The following is a 24,578-nucleotide window of genomic DNA, read 5'->3' as shown; positions in this document are numbered from 1 at the left end:
TCCTGAAGGTCAGGACAGGCATAGGACGAAATGACAAAACTCACTTGTGCTCCTTCAGCCACGGATTGACGGCGTACTTGGGAAGCGGCGGTCTGCCTGTGCCGGAATACTTCTGAGGCTTCTGCGCGATGTACCCGTAGTCCTCAAGGAAGTCCAGCACTGGCTGGATGGAGTCGACCGTCTTGAAGGTGCGGCACATGCGCATCGCGGCACGCCTGTCGAAAGCGGTGAGCTTCCGCTCCTTGATGCGCTGCAGGATCATGCCCGCATTCCGGTACATCGCATCCTCCGGCAGCACGGAGTACGCGGCCTGCGCGTGGTTCAGGAAGTAGCGGCCCAGCCGGATAGCGTCCGCCATCGTCTTGCCGGAGACCGTCAACGCGCCGTGGGTGTCAAGGAAGTCGTGGCTCTGGTAGGTGCCAGCCCGGCAGAGGAGGCCGGACATGCGCAGCACGTTGCCGACGAGCTTTCCTGCCCAGTCGGCCATCTCTGCATAATCGGTCGTAAGCTTGGGCTCCAGCCAGTTCGCAAACGACTCAAGCTCAGAGTCCGCTTCCGGCGAGAGCGTTATAATCTGCGGCTTCGCCGGGTACTCGTCGTCCAGCAGGTTTACGACCAGACGCTCGTAGGCACGGTAGATGCCGTCGGTCACGGCCTCGCTCCGGTACCTGCGGCTTCCCACACTCGAGACCGGCATGCTGTAGAGGAACCTTGCGGTGAGGCCTCGTCCGCGGAAGGTCGTGTTGCTGAGGACAGCGGATACGACGTTCGGCTGCGCCATCAGGAGGATGGTGAGCGCCGGGTCCATGATGCTTTCGCTGTCCCTGCCAATACGGTCGACGCGGATCGTGTCTCCCGAGTAGCCCTTGAGCATGACGTCGATGTTCACGTTCCGCGTGTAGATGCCGGAGAGCGTGTCGAAGATGCCGCCCTCACTGGAGATCAGCGAGGCGTGGCCGTGGTTGCTGGCGATGACGGAGACGAGCTTCTCGGTCGTAATATCATCCACATACAATTGCAGCGGATTCACTTCCTCGAAGTCGGCGACCTCCTGCGCGATGCGCTCAAGCTCCTCCGGATCGGCGTTGCCCTTGGCGACCTTCTCCTCGAGGGCCTTCTGCCTGCGTTCCAGTACGCGCTTCTGCATGCGCCCGGCCTCGACCGCCGCGGCATTGGTCTTGTTGTATTCGACCTCGTAGTCGTTGACAGGCTGCAGCATCAGATGCAGCACCGAGGACTTCCTCTCCGAAGGCGGCGCAATCACGATCACATACGTGTTCAAGGGTTCCATCCAGTCGGACTTGCCCTGTATCCGGTACTTCTTCTGAAGACAGGTTGAGAGAACGGATATTGCGATCGAGCCCGCCATGTCGACGCTGGTCTGCGTGCTTTCCGCGACGGCGCGAACGTAGTCGGCTATTGAAGCTGGCAGGGCGTCGACCGGGAAGGGTGCCATCGTGTACCGTGAGAACGGCAGCGGCTCGTCCCAGCCGGGATTCGGATTGTTGTATTCCTGCGGGTTCACGTAGCCGGGCTGGCTTGCGATCTTCGCATAGTATTTCTGTGCGCTTCTCCAGATGTGGTTCAGCTCCTCCGTGGAGAGCGGCGGCTGGCATTTCTCCGCTTCCGTGAAATACGCGTTCTTGGATTCCTCTGAATCGCCATAGCGTTTCATGGAGCGTACTGCCCAGTGGAACATCGTGTTGTTCCGGCTGCCCTCCGGAATCGTGGCCTGCTTCTCGTAGCCGCCCGGCATGTCCCTGTCGAACTCGTCGCCGAACAGGAAGTCCGTGAGCGTCTTGCCTCCGGGATGGAACTCGACCTCCGGGTTCCTTGTCCCGTAGAGGAAGCGTGCCGCGTCGAGCGCATTCCCGTCCAAGTAGGGGAATATGTCGTGTAGGAGCTGCTTCAATGCGGCATACGCTTCGTAGTTTGAGATCGGGTCGATCTGGAAGAAGATGTGGAAGCGCGGCCTTGCGGATTTGCCGTCCTTGGGCCGGTTGTTGTGGCGGCTGTAGTGGACGGCGAAGAACACGCCGGGCAGCGCCACCTCGATATCCCTTGGCGTCTTCCAGTCCGCCGGGTTCTCTGAGTGGTCGTTGTCGCAGTCGACCGGCAGGCAGTCCGAGGAGATGAAGTTCTCGTTGCCGCGGTAGTTGTTCCTGTACTTGGCGCACACGTGGTCGTGCGAGACGGCTTTCCTGAAGCTCGCCTCGTCGGTGACCTGGACTAGGTGCGGGTAGGTGCAGTTGGATTCCTGCTGGTAGGCGTCGGACGTATAGATGGTGAACATCAGTCGTACACCTCCTTCAGATCCTCCGTGAAGTAGCGGAGGCGATGGCCTTTCCATCTGGCTCGCCGGATCTCCGCAGCCATGCCGCGAGAAATGTGTCTTCCGAACACCCAGACCTCCGTACACTTGCTCATCAGCGCATTGCCGAAGAACAATCCGAGCTCACGCTCAGTCGGATCGGTGTCGTCAAGGAACTGCGGAAACAGCAGATGCGGCGCAATCGGAATGTATCCCTGTTCGACTGCGAACCGGCAGTAGCGGCGTGCGGCCTCCACGTTGTGTTTGATGTCTCCTGCGTATGGCGAGCAGACGTAGATGATGGGCCGGAACGCGCGGAGCGCCTTGCGTTCCGCCATTTCGATGCGGCTCAAGGCCTCGCAGCATGTCGGGTCCGGATAGCCCTCAAAGTTTCTGTAATCCAAACCGGTATCCTCCTTTCAAAAATTCAGGCGGACAAAACAAAGCGGCCCGCCTCTACTTCCCACTGGAGGAGACGGACCGCTTTTGACGAAACAGATTCAGTCTTTCTTATAGAAATCGCAGACGTAACCGTCCGCGCGGAGCACCAGACCGTCCGCCCACGCAGGGACGCGTCCCATCTGCTCGCACAAGGTGTCAAGCGATACGCGCGGATCGGCTTCGATAACCAGCTCGTCGTGGATATGCATGCAGACGTCGCAATGACGGAGCATCTTCATCGAATTGCACAGAATGTCGCGGCTTGTGGCCTGCACGATGTTCTCCACGAACTTCGGGCCGTACGATTCGAGGCGTTCCCATTTCTTCGTGCCGCCCACGCCCTCATAGGTGATGCACTCGCCGCCGAAACGGTTCATGCCGACCTTCGGCTTCACATAGGCGAGGTTCCGCCCGGAGGGCAGGGTGATGAACAGCATGCCCGCCTGCCAGAAGAAGGCGAGCCTGCCGAGCCGGGTGGTTTTGTGGTTTTTCACGGCAGCCATGACGGCCTTGTCGACGTCCCACCAGAACTTCACGATCTGCTGGTTCGCGTCACGCCATGAGGAGACGATGTCCGGAAGCTCATCCTCCGACAGGCCCATTTCGAGTGCGCCCATCGCCTTCAAAGCGCCGGTCGAGCCGCCGTAGCCGCACGCCAGTTCAGCGATCTTGCCCTTGGCGCGAAGCTCGCCGTTTACGCCGTGCTTGACGACCGGCTTGTGGAACATGCGTCTTGCCGTCGAGCAGTAGATGTCCTCGCCGTTCGCGAACGCGTCGGACTTCCATTTTTCGCCTGCGTACCATGCGATGACGCGTGCCTCGATGGCGGAGAAGTCCGCCACGTAGAACCGGCAGCCGTCCTTCGGAATGAAGGCAGTGCGGATAAGCTGGCTGAGTGTGTCCGGGACATCCTCGTAGATCATCTTCACGGCCTCGTAGTCGCCGGACTTCACAAGCGCCCTTGCAGCATCCAGGTCAGGCAGATGGTTCTGCGGCAGATTCTGAAGCTGGATGAGCCGTCCGGCCCAGCGGCCTGTGCGATTCGCGCCGTAGAACATGAACATGCCGCGAGCACGGCTATCGGAGCATACGGCGCGCTGCATGGTCTGGTATTTCTTCACGCTGGATTTCGCAAGCTGCTGCCGGAGTTCCAGCACTTCGGTGAGTTCAGGTGGCGCGGTTTTGAGCAGGGCTGTCACTGCTTTTTTGCCGAGGCTGTCGACCTCCATGCCGTTGTCGGAGAGCCACTGCTTCATCTGCTGGACGCTGTTCGGATTCTCCAGATTCGTAATCGCCTGCATCTTCTCTGTCAGCTCGCTGCGGGAGCGGGTGTCCATGTCGATGGCCTTCTCCACGAGATCCATGTCGATGCGCACGCCTCGGTCGTTGATCTCCTGGTCGATGTGGTACTCGTCCCACACGAAGTCCGGCACCGGGAAGCTCCGCAGTTTCCTTTGGATCATCATCTCGACCTCGACGTCGCGCTGGTTGTACTTCTTGAATGTCGCCCATTTGCCGGGATCATCCGATGGCAGGTTCCGAGTGCGTCCGCCGTTCGCCTTGGTGGGTGCGCAGGGGACGGAGAAGTATTTGATGAGGGCCTTGCCTTCATCCATCTTCTGGTCGGCAAGCTGCAGGACTGCGCCGACGCCTTTCAAGCTGAGAGGGAGTCCCATTGTCGCCGCCCAGACCATCGAGCAGCGCCAGCCCTCCGGATTCAGGAACCGGGCATGCTCCAATGACAGCGGATGATTGTCATGGAACGGGTCAAGGCCCCGGCCCATGTCCCGCAGGTAGCGCGACAGGCAGACGCGTTCGAAGTTTGCGTTAAATGCCCATTTGAGAACCGTGTCATCGGTCAGCGCGTCGAGGATGTCCTCCGGGATCTTTTCACCGCAGGCAAGGTCGACGACTTTAACCGGGCCTCCGTCCACGCTGTAGCCGAACAGGAGAATCTCGAAGGCAGGCGAACTGCAATAGCGATAAACGCCGCATTTGCCAAGATCGACGTCGCTGAACGTCTCGATATCTATGCTGATTGTCTTCACATTTTTCACCTCAATTCACGAATAAGGCGGCAGGGAGATAGGTCCCTGCCGCCCGCCAACAGCTTTATGTTCTGTGGATTAGCTGCGATGCGCTTCGAGTTCCTTCATGCGGCGCTCGTGGTACTCCTTGTCGCGCTCCTCCTGATGGAGCCTGAGTTCCTTGTCCTCCCGGTAGGAGCGGGCGCTCGTGACCGAGATGATGATCAGGAGCGCGATGCCGCTGAGGCCGAGCAGGTCGTAGATGATGCAGAGAATCATGTTCATGATGGTTTCCATTGGCTTGCCTCCTTAGTTCAGGAAATCGTCGTCGTTGTCGGTTGTGAAATCCGCGAAGTCGGATTCTGCGCTGGCCTTGCTGCCGAGCGGCTCGCCATCACGGATCTTCTGCAGGTTGTTCAGGCCGCAGGCGATGCCGCGGTTCCCGGAGGAGTTGAACGCGTAGAACGTGATGCTGGCTCTGCCGTACACGCCGGAGTACACCTCGCTGCGGGAAAGAATCGGATTCAGGTCCGCGTCCACGATGCCCGGAGCGGTCGTTGCGTTCGCATTCACGAAGTAGGAGCCGCGGTAGGCCTCGTCGTCCGGACGCTCCGCGTCGCCGTCACGAAGCGGCGTCTTGATCACGGACAGCGCGGGAACGGACTTGCTGTTGCCCTTGAGCTTGGCTTCGCCCTCCTTATAGGCAGCCTCGATGGCGGCCTTGACCTTGGCGACCGTCACGGTGTCGGACTTCGGGATGATGAGGCTTACGCTGTATTTCGGCGTTCCGCCGTTGATGGACTTCGGCTCCCAGACGTTCGCGTAGGACCAGCGGGTGTTCGGGCCAGTGATAACCTTCATCGGATTGTGCATAGTTGTCTTACTCATGATTTTTGACCTCCTTGAAGTCGTTTTTTGCTGTATTCATCGCCGGACGCTTGTCGGAGTCCGGGACGAGTGTTGGTTTGCCCTGCGGCTTCTCGATGAAGCCTGACAGGAGTTCATTGAACCGGTTCTTTCCGAGGAGCTTCTGCATGGCAGTAATGCCGAGCAGCTTCTTCTCATACGGGTCGAATCCGGCGTCTTCGACCGTCTTGGCGACGGCGGTTTCATTGGCGTACTTGCGGACGGACCTGCCCTCTACGAGCTTGAAGCCGCGCCACTCCTTGCCGGAAAGCGCCTGCTGGAGCGCGTACTCCTTGATGTCGGACGCCCACGAGACCAGCTCGTCCACCTGGGAAAGGATGACCTCGATCTCCGCGTCGGAGAGCTCCGGCGGCAGCCTGAACTCATGCTGCGCGAGCTTCAGGTTCTCCTCGGCCCGTTTCCTGCAGATGGTCTTCGCCTTGCAGAACCGGCACCACGGGCCGCAGGAGAATTCCCCCTTGCCGTCCCAGGCCAGCTCCGCCGTAGGCTTCAGAACCTCGTCCGCCCATGCGAGCAGGTCATTCTTGCTGATCTGCCATTCGCTGACGTTCTGCCGTCTCGGCTGGTAGATCGACATGGCGACCGAATCGATGTCGTAGATGTCGTCGAACAGCTCCAAGGCACCCAGCGAGTAGCATTTGAGCTGCGGATTGTCCTCCGCCGACACGGCGATGCCGGTGCCGTACTTCAGATCGATGATCCGGAGCGTGCCGTCCGCGATGATCAGCGCATCGGATGTGCCGAAGCCCTGTCTCACCCAGCGGGAGTAGTCCACGCGCTGCTCGACCAGAACAACCGGATCAGAGCAGGCCTCTTTTGCGGCCTCGACCTTTTCCAGTACGTAGCTGACATAGCCGTCTGTTGCTTCCTCCATCTCCTCGTTGTAGAAGGCGAGGTCCTCGGTCGGGTCCTGTGCCGGGTAGCCGAGCGCCTTGCGGAGCTTGTATTCGGCGAGCGCGTGAGCGCAGGTGCCTTCCAGTGCGTAGTCGCTTCCTTTGTCCTCGAATCCCTCGCTAAGCCGTACCGACGGCGGGCAGTGAATCCACCGGTCGGAGCTTGATGCGGAGAGGACCGCATGCTGTCTTTCAGAATTCATTGAGTCCCTCCACATCAAAGAGCAGGGCCTCGTAGTCCTTCGGATCGACAGCCGACAGCTTGCTCGCACCGTACTTGTGGAGCAGCTCGCGGATCTGCGCCGTATAGCCTGCGCGCGACCGTTCGGCGAGAACCTTCCTCACATCCTCCAGCTTCAGCTCCTTCTTCGGCTCAGGCTCGGCCTGCGTCTCTTCAGGCTGCGGAGCGGGTTCCTCGTCGTTGCCGGAGAACTGCTGGTAGAGCCAGTCGGCCGCGCTGTTAATAGCAGCGGCGGCATCGCGCAGTTCCTTGATGGTCTGATCCATTTCTGCCATTTTTGACATTCTCTTTGCCTCCTTCCAATGGTTGTCTGTCTGCGGCAAGGATCGAGAGGTTCCTTGCCAGTCTTGCGGATACATGGCTTATCGCGATAAGAACGGCGATAACCTCGGTGTCCGCAGGACTTCTGTTGCGTGTCTTGTTCATCACGTTTCCTCCAATCCGGAGCATCTGTTTTCGTGCTCCTTACACTTCCCACTGGAGGCGGGCGGGCCGTTTTGACGAAGGGAAAAGAAGAATTTCAGAAAAAGCTCCGGCCACCACGATGGGCAGCCGGAGCCGCATGATTAGAACCAGTCGGGGAACTCCTGAGACAGCTTCCCCTCGGCCTTCTTCAGGCGGGACAGGAACGTCGTGCGCTTGATGCCGATGGTGTCGGCGATGGCCTCGTCGGAGAGGCCTTCCTCGCGGAGCTCTCCGATACGCTTGGCCTCCGGCATGAGCTCCTGCAGACGCTCGAAGAGCTGGTCCAGCTCCGCCTTCTCGGAAAGCACCTCTTCAATAAGAGGAGCGTCGTCCGGAACGTAATCGGCGAGCGTTCCTTCGCCGTCCGGCAGTGGATCGTCAAGAGAGACGGTCGTGTTGTTGTGGAATTCGCAGTCGAGGCAGTTGCCGTCGCACAGCCACCATTTGCTGCGCGGGCAGAAGCACTCGCCGCGATACTGCATGCGTTTCCTCAGCGCCGTGCGCCAGCGGTCGTACTCGCGATACTGGTCCTCCGGGATCTCGTACCACTGCTTGGTGGTCTTGTCGTAGATGCGTTTACTCTGGTTGACATTGTTTTTCATGTGCGATACCTCCGTTCGCTTCTCCCGAACCGGAGGCCGCACAAAAAAGAAGGCGTGACAGGCCAGACGGAACGGGAATTCAACTCGTTTCGTTCGGCCAGCCACGCTCGTAGACTGGTTTCTTGTTCACTTGTGACCGCTAGGCCCGCTCGAGCCACCTCTGTGCACCGGGGTGAACGGCTATGGCGGTGAACCTTTTAACGCCTTGTTCAGGGCAAATCCGAACTTCCTAACATATGGAGCTTTGTGGGCTGTTTTGTAGCCCTTTTTCGATATGTTTCATAGGAGATTCTCAGTTGTCGTTAATCATCAGCTCCAGATCGCCGAACACTTCCTCGTAATAGGAAGGGCAGAGATCGTCGAAGCAGGTCGCGTCGTAGCGCTGAAACACGCCATCGACAGCTGCCTCTCCGTAGATGGAGCAGACCTGGTCAGCATCGTTCTCGATATTGATGCGCCACGTTTCTCTATCGTCGTGAGTCACTGTCTCACCTCCATTTGTTTGCCTGTATTTGTCGATTTATGTGTGTTTGACGCTTCTGAAATCTGATACTGTTGATTTGTTTATAAAGAACTCGTATAATTAATTTCAGAGGTCTGTCTTTTGTTGTCTTCAGGGCCCGTTCGATCAACTGACCTTATTGTCGAATGACAGTTAGGTCCTGAAAAAGGGAGGCACGCAGCAAATCAGGTCTTGCAGGTCCTGAATCAGGTCCTGAGGAGGTGATCAGTATTAAGAGCAACGAATTTCTCAATAAGCTGTATGGCTTTTTAGATAATCAGCGGAATCAAGGAACCTATATCATCGAGTTCTTCAATGCTGCTGGAAGCCATTATTTTGTGATGCCTCTTGCATATAAGAACAGGACAAATGAAGCTCTTGAAGGCGAGAGGCATTATGCCAAGGACAGACCGCTCATCCCGGAAATAAAGGAGTCGTTCCCGAATCCGATTAACCTGGATGGGCTTGCTGCATTCATTGACAAGAACCTGCCCGCCAACAAGCTCGCAGCCTGCATGGCGGAGTTCGGAATTCCTTCTGGAGCGCAACTGGACAAGGCCAAGTTCGCTCATGCTCTTGCAGCACAGTTCAGTCTGTTCGTGACAACTCCCGGTGACGACGTTGACAACGCAGTCTGGGAGATGTATCAGACGCTTCTGGCAGGGCAACCGATATCTGCAGATGACATAAGCGGCCCTCGGTATGCTGGCGATGATGTTATGGTTGAATTCGGCGGCAGGCGTCATGAAGCGGACTGCTATGAGATCATTCACCACGAATGGAAATTACAGAACCGTGGAACATGTAAATGGCATGACCGGAAGCTGGTTCTGGTGAATCAGACAGAAATACATCCTCGGCCCCTAAAAACAGTTATTCCGGTACTGGATACAAGACCGGGCGAATTTACAAAAATAGCCACAGACATAGATGCCCGTGGCTTCGAGGGAAACTTCGAATGCAAGTGGGAAATGCAGGATGCTGATGGAGAAAACTGCTTTCCGAATAAGCGGTGGGATTTCAATATAAGGATTCAGGTGACGTTCCATACGTCGGACGAAGGAGACACGCGTGGATAAGAATATAGAAAAATGGTCAACGATGAAGGAAGTGCAGGAATACCTCGGGGTAGGCCGCGAAAGCATCATGCAATGGATCAACAAGCGCAACATGCCTGCATACAAAGTCGGGCGACTTTGGAAATTCAAACTGAGCGAAGTCGATGACTGGATTCGCTCCGGCGGAGCTGCCGAAGAAAACAGCGAAAAGGAAAACAAGGAAAACTGATCGGCGAAGTCCAGACTATTGGACAGCCGGTAATACATAATAAATGAAAAAGGCCGCTGCGAAGAAACAGCGGTGCGAAGGAGAAAGTCAATGGACAATCAGGAGTACAACTCGATAGTCAGTTTTATATGGGGAATTGCAGACGACTGCCTGCGCGACGTCTATGTCCGTGGTAAATACCGTGACGTTATTCTGCCGATGACAGTCATCCGCCGCCTTGATGCAATGCTTGAAGGAACAAAGAAAGCCGTCCTTACCATGAAGAAGCAGCTGGAAGCCGCCAAGATCGATAACCAGTGGCCTGCGCTCTGCAATACGGCTGGACAAGCATTCTGTAATGATTCGCCGTTCCTTTTAAAGGATCTGACGAGCCGCGCGAAGAAGCAGACGCTTGAAGCCGACTTCAAGGCATACCTGGACGGCTTCTCTCCGAACGTTCAGGAGATCCTCGACAAGTTCAAATTCCGCGACCAGATCAAGACTATGGTCGATGCGGATATCCTTGGCGCGGTCATCGATAAGTTCACGTCATCGGATATCAATCTCAGCCCGGATCCTGTCTATAAGGACGCGGAGAAAAAGATCGTGAAGCTGCCGGGACTCGATAACCACGGCATGGGAACAATCTTCGAGGAGTTAATCCGCCGATTTAACGAAGAAAACAATGAGGAAGCCGGAGAACACTGGACACCGAGGGACGTTGTCGAGCTCATGGCTGACCTTGCTTTCTATCCCGTTGAAGACCAGATCAAAGATGCAACATACTCCTGCTATGACGGTGCCTGTGGCACAGGAGGAATGCTTACGGTTGCTCAGGCACGACTCCTGACACTCGCGGGTCGTCGCGGAAAGAATGTCTCTATTCACCTGTTTGGTCAGGAGGTTCAGCCGGAAACATACGCCATCTGCAAAGCAGACATGCTGCTCAAGGGCGATGGCGAGGAAGCCGAACACATCTTCTATGGCTCAACGCTATCGCTGGATGGGAATCCGTCGCGGCAGTTCGACTTCATGCTTTCCAATCCACCGTATGGGAAAAGCTGGAAAACAGATGCAGACAAGATGGGTGGCAAGAGTGAAATCCTTGACACTCGTTTCAATGCATACCTTCCCGGCGGTGAGGAGCTAAAGATGATCCCGCGCACAAGTGACGGACAGCTTCTCTTCCTGCTTAACAATGTATCCAAGATGAAAACCGATACGGAACTCGGTAGCCGTATCATCGAAGTACATAACGGCTCATCCCTGTTCACGGGCGATGCAGGAAGCGGCGAGAGCAATGCCCGCCGGTATATGATCGAGCGTGATCTGGTAGAGGCCATCATCGCATTGCCTGACAACATGTTCTACAACACAGGCATTGGCACATACATTTGGGTGCTTTCCAATAAGAAGGAAGAACGCCGCAAAGGCAAGATTCAGCTCATCGACGCGACAAATATGAAGTCCTCGCTGCGCAAGAACATGGGCAATAAGAACTGCGAATTCACGCCGGAAATCCGTAAGGAAATTGTCCGCATCTTCCTCGACATGGAGGAAAGCGACGTAAGCATGATATTCGATAACAGTGAGTTCGGCTACTGGAATGTAACTGTCGAGCGCCCGCTGCGCCTGCGCGTATTCCCGGAACGAGAAATCCCGGAAGATACATTCAAGAAGCAGTCAGAGCTTGATTCTGTTCGTGAGGCGGTTGCCAATGCTCCAGTCGGAACTCCACTGGACGATTGGGACGCTTTTGCCAAGGCGACAAAGCTCAAAAAGACGCAACTCAAGAAGATCCGTCCGTTTATCACGGAAACTGATCCACATGCAAAAGAGGTTGAAGGCGAATCCGATCCGAACCTCCGCGACTCGGAAAACATACCGTTCAACTACGATGGTGGGATCGATGCATTCATCGAAAAGGAAGTCAAGCCATATGCACCGGACGCCTATGTGGATGAGAGCAAGACAAAGATCGGTTACGAGATCAGCTTCACGAAGTACTTCTACAAGCCGGTACAACTCCGTGATATGAAAGACATCCTTGCCTCGCTTAAGGAGCTCGAGAGGGAATCGGATGGCGTCATGGATGAGATCGTGGAGGGAATGGAGTAATGGTTGAATACACAGATGTTATTAACACAGATGCCGCATGGCTCCCGCAGATCCCAGCGCATTGGCAATTGCAGAAAATAGACGCCCTCTTCACAGAGCGAAAGACAAAAGTATCGGACAAGGATTATGCGCCACTGTCAGTAACGAAAAAAGGTATTCTTCCTCAGCTTGAGCACGCCGCAAAATCAAACGACAGTGATAACCGCAAACTGGTGAAAGCTGGAGATTTTGTTATCAATAGCCGTTCAGATCGAAAAGGCTCCTGTGGTGTATCTAAACTGGACGGATCAGTTTCACTTATCAATCTTGTTCTGACACCACGAAGCAAGCTGAACAATGACTATGTACATTACCTGCTTCGCAACTATAGATTCTCGGAAGAATACTATAGGAATGGCAGAGGAATTGTTGCTGATCTTTGGACCACTCGCTACAGCGAGATGAGGACCATTCTCCTTCCTGTTCCTCCCCGCGCTGAGCAGGATCAAATTGTGCGTTTTCTTGACTGGAAGGTCTCCGAAATCAACAAGTTGATCGGAATCCGCCGGAAGGAAATACAGGAATTCAATCAACTGAAGAACACGGTTATTACTAAAACTGTAACTACAGGACTAAAACGAGAAGAACTTTGTGGGACAGATAATAGCTACTATCGGATGATTCCAAAAGGATGGCGAATTACGAAAACACTCCGTGTCCTTTCACAACCGCTGACGGACGGCCCACATACAACTCCACAGTTATATGAGGAGGGTATCCCCTTTGTTTCTGCAGAAGCTGTTTCGTGTGGTAATGGAAAAATTGATTTTAATCATATTCGAGGATTTATTTCTCAGGACTTTTATGAAGAATGTTGTAAGAAATATGTGCCTAAGATTGATGATATATACATGATCAAATCTGGCGCGACTACTGGACGAGTATCAATTGTAGATACAGACAGAATATTTACTATATGGTCTCCACTTGCCGTTTTCCGTTGCAATCAAGAAGTGATGTTACCGCGTTTTCTCTTTTACGCTTTGCAGGCTTTGCCATATCAACAACAGGTGCAGGATGGTTGGTCATATGGTACTCAGCAAAACATCGGCATGAGAGTATTGGAACAGTTAAAACTTGCTTATCCTGATGTTACTGAGCAAGAGAAAATTGCTTGTTATTTGGACGATAAATGCGACATGCTTGATAAAGCTATTCAATTAGCAGAAAGCAAAATAAAAGCGCTTCAGGAGCTAAAGTCAACAATCATCTCGGATGTAGTCACCGGAAAGATCGATGTCCGCAATGTCACTATTCCCGAATATGAGCACATCGACGACATCTACGATGATAACAATGAGGACGGCGAAGAAACAGAGGTAACAGAAATCGATGGAGAGGAGGGCTGATCATGGCTTTTACGGATAAAACCGAGAGGGGATTTGAGACGATCATCGTGAACTGGCTCGTGGAGCAGAATGGCTACGAGCAGGGAACGAATGACGACTACAGTAAGGAATACGCCGTAGACGAAACCCGCCTCTTCCGGTTCCTGAATGATACGCAGCCGAGGGAAATGGCAAAGCTTGGTGTAAATAACAGCGATCAGAAGAAGCGGCAGTTCCTAAACCGCCTTTCCGGAGAGATTGCCAAGCGCGGCATTATTGATGTGTTGCGAAACGGTGTGAAAGCGTATCCGGCTGACCTCATCATGTTCTACTTCACGCCGACTGAGAACAACGAGAAGTCGAAGCAGATGTTTGAAAAGAATATCTTCAGTGTGACACGGCAGCTTCGCTATTCCATCGACGCTTCAAAGCTCGCACTCGACCTTTGCCTGTTCATCAACGGTCTTCCGGTCGTCACGATTGAGCTCAAGAATCATTTCACTGGTCAGTCGACAGCAGATGCCGTTGAGCAGTATAAGGAAGATCGCGATCCGCGGGACACGCTGTTCTCGTTCAAACGGTGCATGGTGCATTTCGCAGTCGATGACCAGACCGTCATGTTCTGCACGAAGCTTGCTGGTAAAGACAGCTGGTTCCTGCCATTCAACAAGGGCTATAACGATGGCGCGGGCAATCCGCCGAATCCGGACGGCATCATGACAGACTATCTGTGGAAGGACATTCTGACGAAGTGGAAGCTCTCCCGCATTATCGAGAATTACGCTCAGGTCGTCGTTGACGAAGATCCGGACACGAAGAAGAAAACCGTGAAACAGATCTGGCCACGCTACCATCAGCTGGACTGCGTGGAGAAGCTGCTCACAGATGTGAAACAAAACGGTGTCGGTAAGCGCTATCTCATCCAGCACAGTGCAGGCTCCGGAAAGTCGAATTCTATCGCATGGCTTGCTCATCAGCTGATTGGATTGGAACAAGACGGCCATCCGATGATCGATTCCGTTATCGTCGTCACCGACCGCAGGATTCTGGACAAGCAGATCCGCGATACCATCAAGCAGTTCATGCAGGTGAAAAACACGGTCGTTTGGGCACAGCATTCCGGAGACCTGAAAAAGGCAATCCAGGATGGCAAGCGGATCATTATAACCACGGTTGAGAAGTTCCCGTACATCTCGCAGGAAATCGGTCAGGAACATATCAATAATCATTTTGCCATTATCATCGATGAGGCACACTCAGGCCAGAGCGGGCGCAATTCCGCGAATATGAATCTGGCGCTTTCCGGCATGGCTTCAGACAACGAAATGGACAATGAAGACAAGATCAATGCGATTGTCGAGGGCCGGAAGCTCGTAAAGACCGCGAGCTATTTTGCGTTCACCGCGACCCCAAAGAACAAGACCGAGGAGGTTTTCGGAACGCCATATGAAGAGGATGGCGAAATCAAGCACAGGCCTTTCCATGTTTACACCATGAAGCAGGCCATTCAGGAAGGCTTCATCCTTGACGTCTTGAAGAACTATACGGCGATCGACAGCTGGTACAAGATTGCCAAGAAGGTCGAGGACGATCCGATGTTCGACAAGAAGCGCGCCCAGAAAAAACTGCGTTCCTTTGTCGAGGGGAATCCGGATGTCATCGCCAAGAAGGCTGCCATGATGGTGGATCACTTCCATGAGCAGATCATCGCTAAGAAGAAGCTGAACGGAAAGTCCCGCGCAATGGTGGTGACCGCGAGCATCCCACGCTGCATCGAGACCTACTATGCCATCAACAAGTGCCTTGCAGACAGACATAGTCCGTACAAGGCGATTATCGCTTTCTCCGGCGAGTGCAAATACAACGGACAGGAACCTGCCCTGACGTCGGCAGGACTGAACGGGTTCCCGGACGCCAAGATCCCGAAGGAGTTCAAGAAAGATCCGTATCGTCTTCTGGTAGTTGCAGACATGTTCCAGACCGGATTTGATGAGCCACTTCTGCAGACCATGTACGTGGATAAGCCGCTTTATGACATTGCGGCAGTGCAGACGCTTTCCCGTCTGAACCGCGCGGCTCCCGGGAAGGACGAAGTCTATGTGCTGGACTTTGCAAACAAGACATCGACGATTCAGGACGCCTTCTCGAAGTTCTACAGGACAACGATACTGTCTGGAGAGACTGATCCGAACAAGCTTTACGACCTGATCACGCTCATGGAGAGCTATCAGGTATATGACGCTGACGATGTAGAGCACGTAGTTGATTTGTTCCTTGGCGGAGCTGAGAGAGACAGGCTTGATCCGTTGCTTGATCCGTGCGTGGCTACCTACAACGAACTCGAAACGGACGATCAGATCAAGTTCAAGAGCGCAGCAAAGTCATTTGTCCGTACATACGGTTTCCTTGGTTCCATTCTTCCCTATGGGAATGTGGACTGGGAAAAGTTGTCGATCTTCCTGAATCTGCTAATACCGAAACTTCCGTCACCTCGTGAGGATGATTTGTCAGAGGGCATTTTGTCTACGATTGATCTGGACAGTTATCGGAATGAAGCACAGGAGGCCGTGGCCATAAAACTGGAGGACGAGGAGGCCGAGATTGCTCCGGTCCCTGCCGGAAAGGTCGGCCATAACGTTGAGCCGGAACTTGATCCGCTTTCCAAGATCATCATGGATTTCAACGATATGTTCGGAAACATCCAGTGGAATGACGCTGATAACGTACAGCGCCAGATCCTCCAGATTCCGGCGATGGTTTCTCGTGACGAGAAATACCAGAATGCCATGAAGAATTCTGATGAGCAGGAAGCCCGAACAGAAAGCGAGCGCGCCCTGCAGAAGGTCATCTTCTCCATCATGGCGGACAACATGGAGCTCTTTAAGCAGTTTCAGGACAATCCGTCGTTCAAGAAGTGGCTTACGAATATGGTATTCAACATGACGTACAACAAGGAGGGGAAACCGTATGAAGCACCAGACGATTTGGATTCTCCGAAAGTCGCCAGCGACAATTTCACAAGCTATCGATATCCAACAGAAGCGCCAAGAAGCGGAATGATGGTAGCCGATGGCAAAGTAACGTTCGGTGAAAAGAAGGACAGCGATTCTAAAAAGTAGACAGACGCAAATGAAGGGAGGCAGCAAGCGTGGAGTTATCCAAAACTGTAAAGGACAAGACATTCGATGATTACTTTACAGAGGTGGAGCATTCCGAGACGATCAGCGGAATGGTACGCCCTGGTTCTCTGCGCCTTTTTTGCCTCAACGTCAGAAACGGAAACATCAAATCATCCGATCTTGAGAAATTTACCATGCTCAACATCGGGCAGTATGTGTTCTCTCGGGCAAAGCAGGAGAACTATCGGAATACAGGCAATTTCGACCTTGTGACACAGCAAGCCCTGAGAGCCATGAGAAAAAGCGCCAAGGCTCGAGACATTGATGCAGGAGAAACGCTCGGCGAGATCATGGTCTATGCTGTCATGGAAGAAAAGCTTAATGCTCATAAGCTCCTCAGCAAAATCGAACTCAGCGCAGATGCTGCGCAGTATGCGAGCGAGGCCGACGGCATTCATTTCCTGTGCAGGGACGGCAAAACGATCCTCTCCAATCAGATGGTATTCGGTGCGTCGAGCGTCACTGGAGACATCAAGGACGCCATTGACATCGCTTTTGAGAAGATATCTCGTATTGCAAATCACGAGGATGAAGAGCTGCTTCTCGTAGAGAAAACAGCACTTGATCGCTTCTATGAAGAAGACGACCTGAAAGTCCTGACCAGCTACGTTATCCCGGAGGAGCACAAAAACGCTGCCTACGGTACATCCTTCGGAGTGTTCCTCGGATATTCTCTTGGCCTGATCCCGGACGGCTATGACGATGACCAGTTCCGGGACCGCATGCATAAGAAAATGATTCGCGACATCAACGCGCACGAAGAATACATAGCTCAAAAGATACGCGATGCAAAACTGCAGAATCACTCGTTCTATTTCTTCACGTTGCCTCTTAATCAGGCCAGGGAGGAAAGTGACTTGATCATGCAGCATGTTCTGGAAGGAGATGTCGACCTATGACCGTTGAAAAGAGAACACTTGGGTCGGTCATCTTCGCCGGCATCGACAGCAATCCATACCTTGGAACACTGTATGCTCGGCTTCTGAAAGGCTATGGCTTGAGTCTCTTCAACTTGAATCAACGAAGCTCGACGGAGTTGTTCAACGCCAAGGAGAAAACCGACATTTTACGGTTTGCCGACATTCTCTCCAAGTCGAATGATCCAGAGAAGGCAGACGCGCACAAGATATGGGCTCAGGAAATAGCCATACTGATGCATGAGATGTATCCGCAGGATTCGCTCGTCAACCTTTACGCCGGAGACGTTTTCTCAAGCGTCGGTAACCACAAGGGACTCGAGCTTGTAAACAAGGACTATTCTGAGCCGCATGCACTGGAAGAAATTTTCGCACAGTTCAGAGGCGATTACCTCACTATCCCCGCGGAACCTAGCCAGCGGTTCTTCGGAGAACAGAAGAACGCCTATGACCATCTGACGGACGACTGCTTTAGCTACTCCGCGCCCACTTCGATGGGAAAATCCTTCATTATGAGGATGTTCATCAAGGACGAGATCATGCACGGGGCCCAGAAGAACTATGCGCTCATCGTCCCTACCAAGGCGCTGATAAACGAAGTCCGGGCAAAAGTCATAGACGATCTTGGCGGAGAAAAGAATACAGAGAAGGTCAACTACCTGAAGCTCCATAACTACAGCGTGGTGACAGCAGCAAGCGACATAGCTCTAGAGGACGATAACCGGAACTTCATCCTTGTCATGACGCCGGAGAGACTTCTTTACCTTCTGATAGCGAAGCCTCGCTTTGACCTGGATTATCTGTTCATCGACGAGGCCCACAAACTTTCAGGCAAGAACAGTCGAGCGCCTTTCTACTACAAAGTAGTCGACAAGCTCGTGCATCGCCAGAAGAAACCGCACTTCATCTTCGCATCGCCGAACATACCGAATCCGCAGGTCTATCTGAGATTGATGCTCAATGCGGAGGAAGGCGATGAAGACGCTCTTGCAATCACATACTCGCCGGTTGTTCAGATCAAATTTCTTGTTGATCTGAAGAAAGGACGAATCGAGGTTTATAACGACCACGCACTTGAAGATCAGTGCCGAATACTTCTCGCCAATGTGCGCGGCAGCGGTATTGAAGTGAATGACTTCCTGCTGGCTATCGAAACACAGAACAGGAAACTTTCCAAGGAAAAGCGTAAGCAGAGCATCGTTTACTACAACGGACGAGACAAGGCCATAAGGGCCGCCCACTCCTTCTATGAGCGGATAAAACCGAATGGCCCGAGAAATGATCCGCTTCTTGAGGCCTTGTCAAAGGACATTCAGGAAGAAGTCCATCAATGGTACTACCTCGCAGAAATGGTACGTTATGGCATTGCTTACCACATCGGTTATCTTCCGGCATCAATAAGGGCACGGATCGAGGAGCTTTTTAAATCCGGGAACATCACGGTAATGTTCTGTACCAGTACGCTGTTGGAGGGCGTCAATCTCCCGGCGGACAATCTGTTCATCATGGAGAACAAGATATTCCTCAGCGAGATGAATACCATTGATTTCCGTAATCTCATAGGCCGAGTGGGCAGGATCAGCTTCAACCTCTTTGGGAATGTCTACTTTGTAGCGGAACGCAACAGCAAGATAACGACAGATGACTATGTACGTATGCTTGGGCAGGAAATTCCAGAGCAGTCGCTTTCTATTGCTACTGATCCGAATGTGCTCAAGAAGGTCGAGAAACAGTATGTCGCCGATATTCTCAAAAGCGGGAAGTCGGAAATACCACGCCGTGTGAACGCTGATGGCAAAGCTATGCAGAGCGAGGAATCCTATGAGATGATGCGCAGATTCGCGACTATTCTTCAGGGAGACATTGTTCACGAGCGGGATACGCTGGTGCGTCGTGAATTCAAAGACTTCTTGACGCCAGCCGATGAGGAGTTCATCCGGGATACCTTCAAAGACGCCGAAGTCAAGCCTGATGACGACATCAATACGTCGGTAGATCAGACAACAAGCCTTATTGCAGCTATCCGAAGGGAGCGAAACCCGCTGCGTTATCCAGATCTTGTTGATGGGAAGTTCGTATATGACGATGTGCTTGCTTTTCTCGACGAACTTGCAGAAGTGTTCAACTGGGAGGAGTACGAGGCCGGTACGCTCGGAAAACCATCACTGCGCAGATGGTACGCCGTGATCCTCTGCCAGTGGATGGACGGCGGCGGGTTGAAGTTCATCATGGACAGGGCTCTTGAATACCATCAGAACCACCCATACCCATTCTGGATCAACAAGCATGGGTCTCCGATAACGTACAATTACCTTTCCGACGACCATCACAATGCCGTATTCGGAGACACGCTTGAGGTTATTGAGAACATCATCCTTTACAGCATTTCGAACTATTTCCTTCGATTCTCCAACGAGTACAGGAAAATCAGAGGAGACGAGGCACTCAACCGGAACAATTGGTATGAATACGTGGAATTCGGTACGACGAATCCGCTGACGATCCTGCTGCAGCGCAGCGGCTTTTCCAGAGAATCCGCTCGCTACATAAAAGAGCACCACGAGTATGTCATAAGGGACGGTAGCACAGGCCAGCTGAAACTTAGCCCTGCTCTTGCTCGGTGTGGTAATACGGATGTTCGTAATGAAGTCATATACATACGGCAGAACTCACCGGAGATTTTTGAAGCCGATAATAATGATGAGGGATAAAGACTATGCAGAAAATTGACAAAACAGACACGCTCAAAACAATTCTGAGTGGTCGCAAATACACCGTCGATTATTTCCAGCGGGAATATCGGTGGGGGCAGAAGCAGATTGAGCAGATGCTCGCCGACTTCCAGAGCACATTTGAGGAATTTTATGATCCGGATAATCATGATACGCCGGAAGAAGTCATGAACTATGGCTTTTATTATATGGGATGCATTATCTGTACTGGCGGTTCCGTAAAGAAAATCATCGATGGCCAGCAGCGTCTGACCTCGCTAACACTTCTCATCATCTATCTGAACAACCTGCAAAAAGAAACTGTCAAGGATGAGGATCTCCTTGTCCCGCTGGATGACATGATCTATTCAAAGGCCTTCAGTAAGAAGAGCTTCAATATCGATGTGGCTGACCGCGGGACTTGCATGCAGGCTCTATTGCAAAAAGATGAGAATTATGTGCCAGTGAATGAGAGCTCACAGAATATGCTTGACCGGTATCAGGACATAGAGGACATCTTCCCTGACGAGCTGAAGGGAGAAGCGCTTCCTTACTTTATTAACTGGCTGATAGAGAAGGTCCTCCTGCTGGAGATCGACACACCATCTGACGACGAAGCACACACGATTTTCCTGACAATGAATGACCGAGGCCTGAGTCTGAACAGCGCCGAGATGATGAAGGCTTACATCATCCAGCAGGTTGCAGAAGCTGACCGCATTGAGGTAAATCGGAAGTGGCAGGACAACATCAACCGTATCAAGAACGCCTCTTCTTACGATACGAGCGGCATGGTGAATACGCAGGACGTTGAATTCATCTCTATCTGGCTTCGCGCAAAATATGCAAATTCCATGCGAGATACCAAGCGCGGCGCTAAAGATGAGGATTACGAACTTCTTGGAGACAAGTTCCATACCTGGGTACGCAACAACGCCCGGACGGCGATGGGCCTTGTAAAGCCGAAGGACTACAAGGAATTTGTTCTCACTGAAATGACACGTGTCACTGATATCTATCTTCGGATGAAAGGCTATGGCAGCAAGCTGACGCCCGGATATGAAGAGGTCTTCTACAATGCAAACCGCGACCTGACCTACCAGACCATGCTTGCCATCGCTGCCATTAAAAATGACGACACGGACGACATCGTACAGAAGAAAATACAGATGACCGCAAAGTTCGTGGACGACTTTGCCACCATCCGAATCCTGAATTTCAAGAAGGTTAACTGGAACACGAATAAGTATTTGCTGTTTCATGCGATGCAGGATATCCGCAATGAGGACTGTAAGACGATCGGCATGGTCTATGTCCGTACACTCCGCCGTATGGACGTGACCGTCGAGGGAATCACCAGGTTCAGTCTGAACCGGTTCTCCGGACGTTACATGCTTCACATCCTCGCGCGCTTCACTTCCTATGTGAATGTGCTGATGGGCAATCCGTCGCATTTCGAGGAGTACGTTGACCGCAAGCGTCAGGGAAACACTTACGATATTGAGCATATCCTTCCGGACAAGTACGAGGACTACGAGGACAGCTTCACCGACTACGAGGATTTCGAATCCACCAGGAATCAGATCGGAAACCTGATCCTGCTCACCCGAGACAAGAACAGAAGCTATCAGGCAATGAAATACTCCGAGAAGGTCCAGAAGTACATGGGAGACAACATCCTTGCTCAGGCGTTGAACGACACAGCTTACACGAACAATCCGAAATTCCTCACGGTCGTTAACGAGTACGGCTTTCATGCGATTCCTGACTTCAGTAAGCAAAGCATCGCAGACCGGGCTGAGATCTATCTGAGAATGGCAAGTGACATCTGGAATCCGGATGCCATTAAGGAAATCGTTGGTGGATGGGCCGATGACGATGAGAAGGACTTCTTCAAGAACGAGAAGGGCCGTGAATTTACAGTCGGCTATGCAGAAAGAAGCTGGCCAGACGCGCTGAAATACGGATTCCTGTCCGCGAACCTTGGCGGCAGCGGGAAATCTATTTATAACGTTCAGGTCGGAGACACGGTTTATTGCCATATCGCTGGATATGGCTTTGTAGGTATTGGCGAATGCACATCAACCGCTGTGCCGATGAAGAACTTCAAGGTGATGGTCGACGGCACTTCAACTCCTGTTGCAGACGCGCCGTGGGAATCCGAGGAATCCAAGGAGAAACTCGATCCCAACAAGGAAGTATTTATCGGAGTTGCATGGAAGAAATATGTGACGGATATTAATGGTGGCTACTGGGAGAAGGGAATGACGACAGTCCCGCTTGTAGCCTACATGCTTAATGATAAGACGACGCATCAGAAGGTCAGAGACCATTTCGGATACACCGACAGCGCCGATTAAACCTTTCAACGGTAGCCATACCTTTTAACGATTGCAGATTGAGGGTGTCGCTTTTGACTACAGCAGCCACAGCAACATATACATACAAGGGCCACAGTCACGCTCCCGCTCTATGCCCTGAAAAGCAGAAAAGCCCAGAAACAGCATGGTTTCCGGGCTAACAGCACGTACGGGCATTGTATCAAAGATGAGGTCTTGATAGACCCGGCGGCAGGCACGGGCGGTATGCTTTCGGCGGGCATTGAGTACGCCACCGAACTGAACAATCAGGCTCTCATTGAGGTGTACGGGCAGGAACTGAACGAAAAGACCTATGCCATCTGTAAATCGGATACGATGATAAAGGGCAAGGGCTATAAGAACATCCACCTTGGCAACAGCTTTACCGAAGACGCTTTGCCGCATGAAACCTTCCACTATATGCTCTGCAATCCGCCCTTCGGCGTGGAGTGGAAGAAGTATGAGAAGTTCATCCGCGACGAGAACGAGCGCGGCTTCGCCGGGCGTTTTGGTGCGGGGCTGCCCCGTGTGTCGGACGGCTCGCTCCTCTTTCTTCAACACATGATAAGCAAGATGATGGAGTACGACGAAAAAGCGGAGGGCTTGACCGGTTGCCGACTTGCTATCGTTTTTAACGGTTCGCCGCTCTTCACAGGCGACGCAGGCAGCGGTGAAAGCGAAATCCGCAGATGGATTATTGAGAACGGCTGGCTGGAGACTATCATCGCTCTACCTGACCAGCTTTTCTACAATACAGGCATCCTAACCTATGTCTGGATTGTGACCAACCGCAAGAAAGGCGTCCGCAAGGGCAAAATCCAGTTGATTGACGGTACGTCCTTCTTCGAGCGTATGCGAAAGCCCCTCGGCGAGAAACGCAAGCTAATCAGCGAAGAGCAGAAGGACGAACTGACCCGCATCTACGGCAAGTTTGTGGAGGGCGAGTTCTGCAAGATATTTGACGAAGACGACTTCGCTTATTGGAAAGTAACGGTCGAGCGTCCGTTACGGCTGAACTTCCAAGCGTCTGCAGAGCGCATCAAGCGCATCCGTGAGCAGACGGCGTTCGCCAACCTCGCCACGAGCCGCAAGCGCAAACCGGCCGAACACGACGCCGAGGTCGCCGAAGGTAAGAAGCAACAAGAAGCCGCCCTTGCCGCTGTTGCTACACTTGACGGAGCTGTGCTTTATAAGAATCGTGCCGAGTTCAGCAAACTGCTCCATAAAGCGTTTAAAAAAGCGGGGCTTGACGTGAAGGCACCGCTCCTGAAAGCTGTTCTTGCCGGGCTGTCTGAAAAGGACGAAACCGCCGACATCTGCACGGACGCCAAAGGCAACCCCGAACCCGACACTGACCTGCGCGACACCGAGCAGATTCCATTCAAGGATGACATCGCCGCCTACGTCCAGCGGGAGGTGCTTCCCTATGCGCCGGACGCTTGGGTGGACGAGAGCAAGACCAAGAAAGGCTACGAGATTCCGTTTGCACGGTTTTTCAGCAGTTTTGAGGAACTTGGAAACGCCGATGGAACTTTGCGAAAAATACAGTCGTTAGGCCAAAAGATTCAAATCGCTATTAACGGGCTTTTCGACCAGGAGAAGGATTCCAATATCGATGCCTTGATTTCTGACTTTTTGCAGCAGGCGGAAATGCTTGAGACTTACAAACGCCAGCTAATAATTAACATCACTACCCATGGCTTAGATACAGCTTTGTCGTGCAAAAGCAGTGGCATTGATTGGGTTGGTGAAATCCCATGTGACTGGGAAGTTTTCCCTCTGCGAGCAATAGCGCACGAAAATAATACTAAGAACACGGAAATGCTGTCTGAAAATCTTCTTAGCCTAAGTTATGGTCGAATAATCCAGAAAGACATCGAAACCAACACTGGCTTGCTTCCTGCAAGCTTCGAGGGTTACCAGATAGTTGAGCCGGGATATGTTGTTCTACGTTTGACCGACCTACAAAATGACAAACGAAGTCTTCGCACAGGATATGTGAAGGAAACTGGCATTATTACATCCGCCTATCTTAGCTTAGTAGTTCATGACGGACGGATATTACCCAGATACTTTGCCTATCTGCTCCACGCATATGACCTAAAAAAGGTGTTTTATACCCTTGGCGGTGGGGTGCGGCAATCCTTGAAGTACAGCGATTTCAAGATGCTGCCAATACTTGTGCCCCCAATACCTACGCAAGAAAAAATTATTGCCTACATAGAAGATAAAATCAGTCGGGAGGGATAAG

Annotated in this window: 18 protein-coding genes; 9 read left to right on the top strand and 9 right to left on the bottom strand. The window is 52.6% G+C overall.

What is annotated here, in order from left to right:
• Positions 1–40: 40 nt before the first annotated feature.
• The 9 genes from ETHHA_RS09145 to ETHHA_RS09105 form a co-directional block, all read right to left on the bottom strand.
• A complete protein-coding gene (locus tag ETHHA_RS09145) occupies positions 41–2,293 on the bottom strand; it encodes a DUF3987 domain-containing protein (RefSeq protein WP_013485695.1) in 2,253 nt (750 codons plus the stop codon).
• A complete protein-coding gene (locus tag ETHHA_RS09140) occupies positions 2,293–2,715 on the bottom strand; it encodes a DUF7768 domain-containing protein (protein WP_013485694.1) in 423 nt (140 codons plus the stop codon). The genes ETHHA_RS09145 and ETHHA_RS09140 overlap by 1 nt, the downstream gene beginning before the upstream one ends.
• A gap of 96 nt (positions 2,716–2,811) precedes the next feature.
• On the bottom strand, positions 2,812–4,800 hold the full coding sequence (locus ETHHA_RS09135; RefSeq protein WP_013485693.1) for a DNA polymerase: 1,989 nt from the start codon (positions 4,798–4,800) through the stop codon (positions 2,812–2,814).
• Between the two features lie 78 nt (positions 4,801–4,878).
• The gene (locus ETHHA_RS09130) at positions 4,879–5,076 is read right to left on the bottom strand and encodes a hypothetical protein (protein ID WP_013485692.1); all 198 of its coding nucleotides are present in this window, start codon (positions 5,074–5,076) and stop codon (positions 4,879–4,881) included.
• A gap of 12 nt (positions 5,077–5,088) precedes the next feature.
• Positions 5,089–5,667 (bottom strand): DUF2815 family protein, encoded by a 579-nt coding sequence (locus ETHHA_RS09125; protein WP_013485691.1) that lies wholly within the window; start codon positions 5,665–5,667, stop codon positions 5,089–5,091.
• Positions 5,660–6,802, bottom strand: coding sequence for a DUF2800 domain-containing protein (locus ETHHA_RS09120; RefSeq protein ID WP_013485690.1), 1,143 nt, complete (start codon positions 6,800–6,802; stop codon positions 5,660–5,662). The genes ETHHA_RS09125 and ETHHA_RS09120 overlap by 8 nt, the downstream gene beginning before the upstream one ends.
• On the bottom strand, positions 6,792–7,124 hold the full coding sequence (locus ETHHA_RS09115; protein WP_013485689.1) for a hypothetical protein: 333 nt from the start codon (positions 7,122–7,124) through the stop codon (positions 6,792–6,794). Before ETHHA_RS09115 ends, ETHHA_RS09120 begins: the two co-directional genes overlap by 11 nt.
• 282 nt (positions 7,125–7,406) lie before the next feature.
• Positions 7,407–7,907: an RNA polymerase sigma factor gene (locus tag ETHHA_RS09110; RefSeq protein ID WP_013485688.1), complete on the bottom strand. Its 501-nt coding sequence runs from the start codon at positions 7,905–7,907 to the stop codon at positions 7,407–7,409.
• 292 nt (positions 7,908–8,199) lie between these two features.
• On the bottom strand, positions 8,200–8,391 hold the full coding sequence (locus tag ETHHA_RS09105; protein WP_013485687.1) for a hypothetical protein: 192 nt from the start codon (positions 8,389–8,391) through the stop codon (positions 8,200–8,202).
• 239 nt (positions 8,392–8,630) lie between these two features.
• Here ETHHA_RS09105 and ETHHA_RS09100 point away from each other — a divergent pair, with 239 nt between their 5' ends.
• The 9 genes from ETHHA_RS09100 to ETHHA_RS09060 all read left to right on the top strand — a co-directional run bounded on the left by ETHHA_RS09100 (position 8,631) and on the right by ETHHA_RS09060 (position 24,577).
• On the top strand, positions 8,631–9,488 hold the full coding sequence (locus tag ETHHA_RS09100; RefSeq protein WP_013485686.1) for an NBR1-Ig-like domain-containing protein: 858 nt from the start codon (positions 8,631–8,633) through the stop codon (positions 9,486–9,488).
• On the top strand, positions 9,481–9,696 hold the full coding sequence (locus ETHHA_RS09095; RefSeq protein WP_013485685.1) for a helix-turn-helix domain-containing protein: 216 nt from the start codon (positions 9,481–9,483) through the stop codon (positions 9,694–9,696). The genes ETHHA_RS09100 and ETHHA_RS09095 overlap by 8 nt, the downstream gene beginning before the upstream one ends.
• Before the next feature lie 90 nt (positions 9,697–9,786).
• Positions 9,787–11,793, top strand: coding sequence for a type I restriction-modification system subunit M (locus tag ETHHA_RS09090; protein WP_013485684.1), 2,007 nt, complete (start codon positions 9,787–9,789; stop codon positions 11,791–11,793).
• Entirely contained in the window at positions 11,793–13,181 is a 1,389-nt protein-coding gene (locus ETHHA_RS09085; protein ID WP_013485683.1) for a restriction endonuclease subunit S, read from the top strand. Before ETHHA_RS09090 ends, ETHHA_RS09085 begins: the two co-directional genes overlap by 1 nt.
• Before the next feature lie 2 nt (positions 13,182–13,183).
• Positions 13,184–16,279, top strand: a complete 3,096-nt coding sequence (locus ETHHA_RS09080; RefSeq protein ID WP_013485682.1) for a type I restriction endonuclease subunit R — start codon at positions 13,184–13,186, stop codon at positions 16,277–16,279.
• Between the two features lie 29 nt (positions 16,280–16,308).
• Positions 16,309–17,238, top strand: coding sequence for a HamA C-terminal domain-containing protein (locus tag ETHHA_RS14625; RefSeq protein WP_013485681.1), 930 nt, complete (start codon positions 16,309–16,311; stop codon positions 17,236–17,238).
• Complete coding sequence (locus ETHHA_RS09070; RefSeq protein ID WP_013485680.1) at positions 17,235–19,967, top strand: DEAD/DEAH box helicase; 2,733 nt, start codon at positions 17,235–17,237, stop codon at positions 19,965–19,967. The genes ETHHA_RS14625 and ETHHA_RS09070 overlap by 4 nt, the downstream gene beginning before the upstream one ends.
• A 5-nt stretch (positions 19,968–19,972) precedes the next feature.
• Entirely contained in the window at positions 19,973–22,327 is a 2,355-nt protein-coding gene (locus tag ETHHA_RS09065) for a DUF262 domain-containing protein (RefSeq protein WP_013485679.1), read from the top strand.
• 195 nt (positions 22,328–22,522) lie between these two features.
• Positions 22,523–24,577 (top strand): N-6 DNA methylase, encoded by a 2,055-nt coding sequence (locus ETHHA_RS09060; protein WP_242822063.1) that lies wholly within the window; start codon positions 22,523–22,525, stop codon positions 24,575–24,577.
• Position 24,578 lies beyond the last annotated feature (1 nt).

Source organism: Ethanoligenens harbinense YUAN-3, from assembly GCF_000178115.2.
Lineage (GTDB): Bacteria > Bacillota > Clostridia > Oscillospirales > Ethanoligenentaceae > Ethanoligenens > Ethanoligenens harbinense.
The sequence above is the reverse complement of the archived record's forward strand: the minus strand, read 5'-3'. Positions and strand labels throughout refer to the sequence as shown.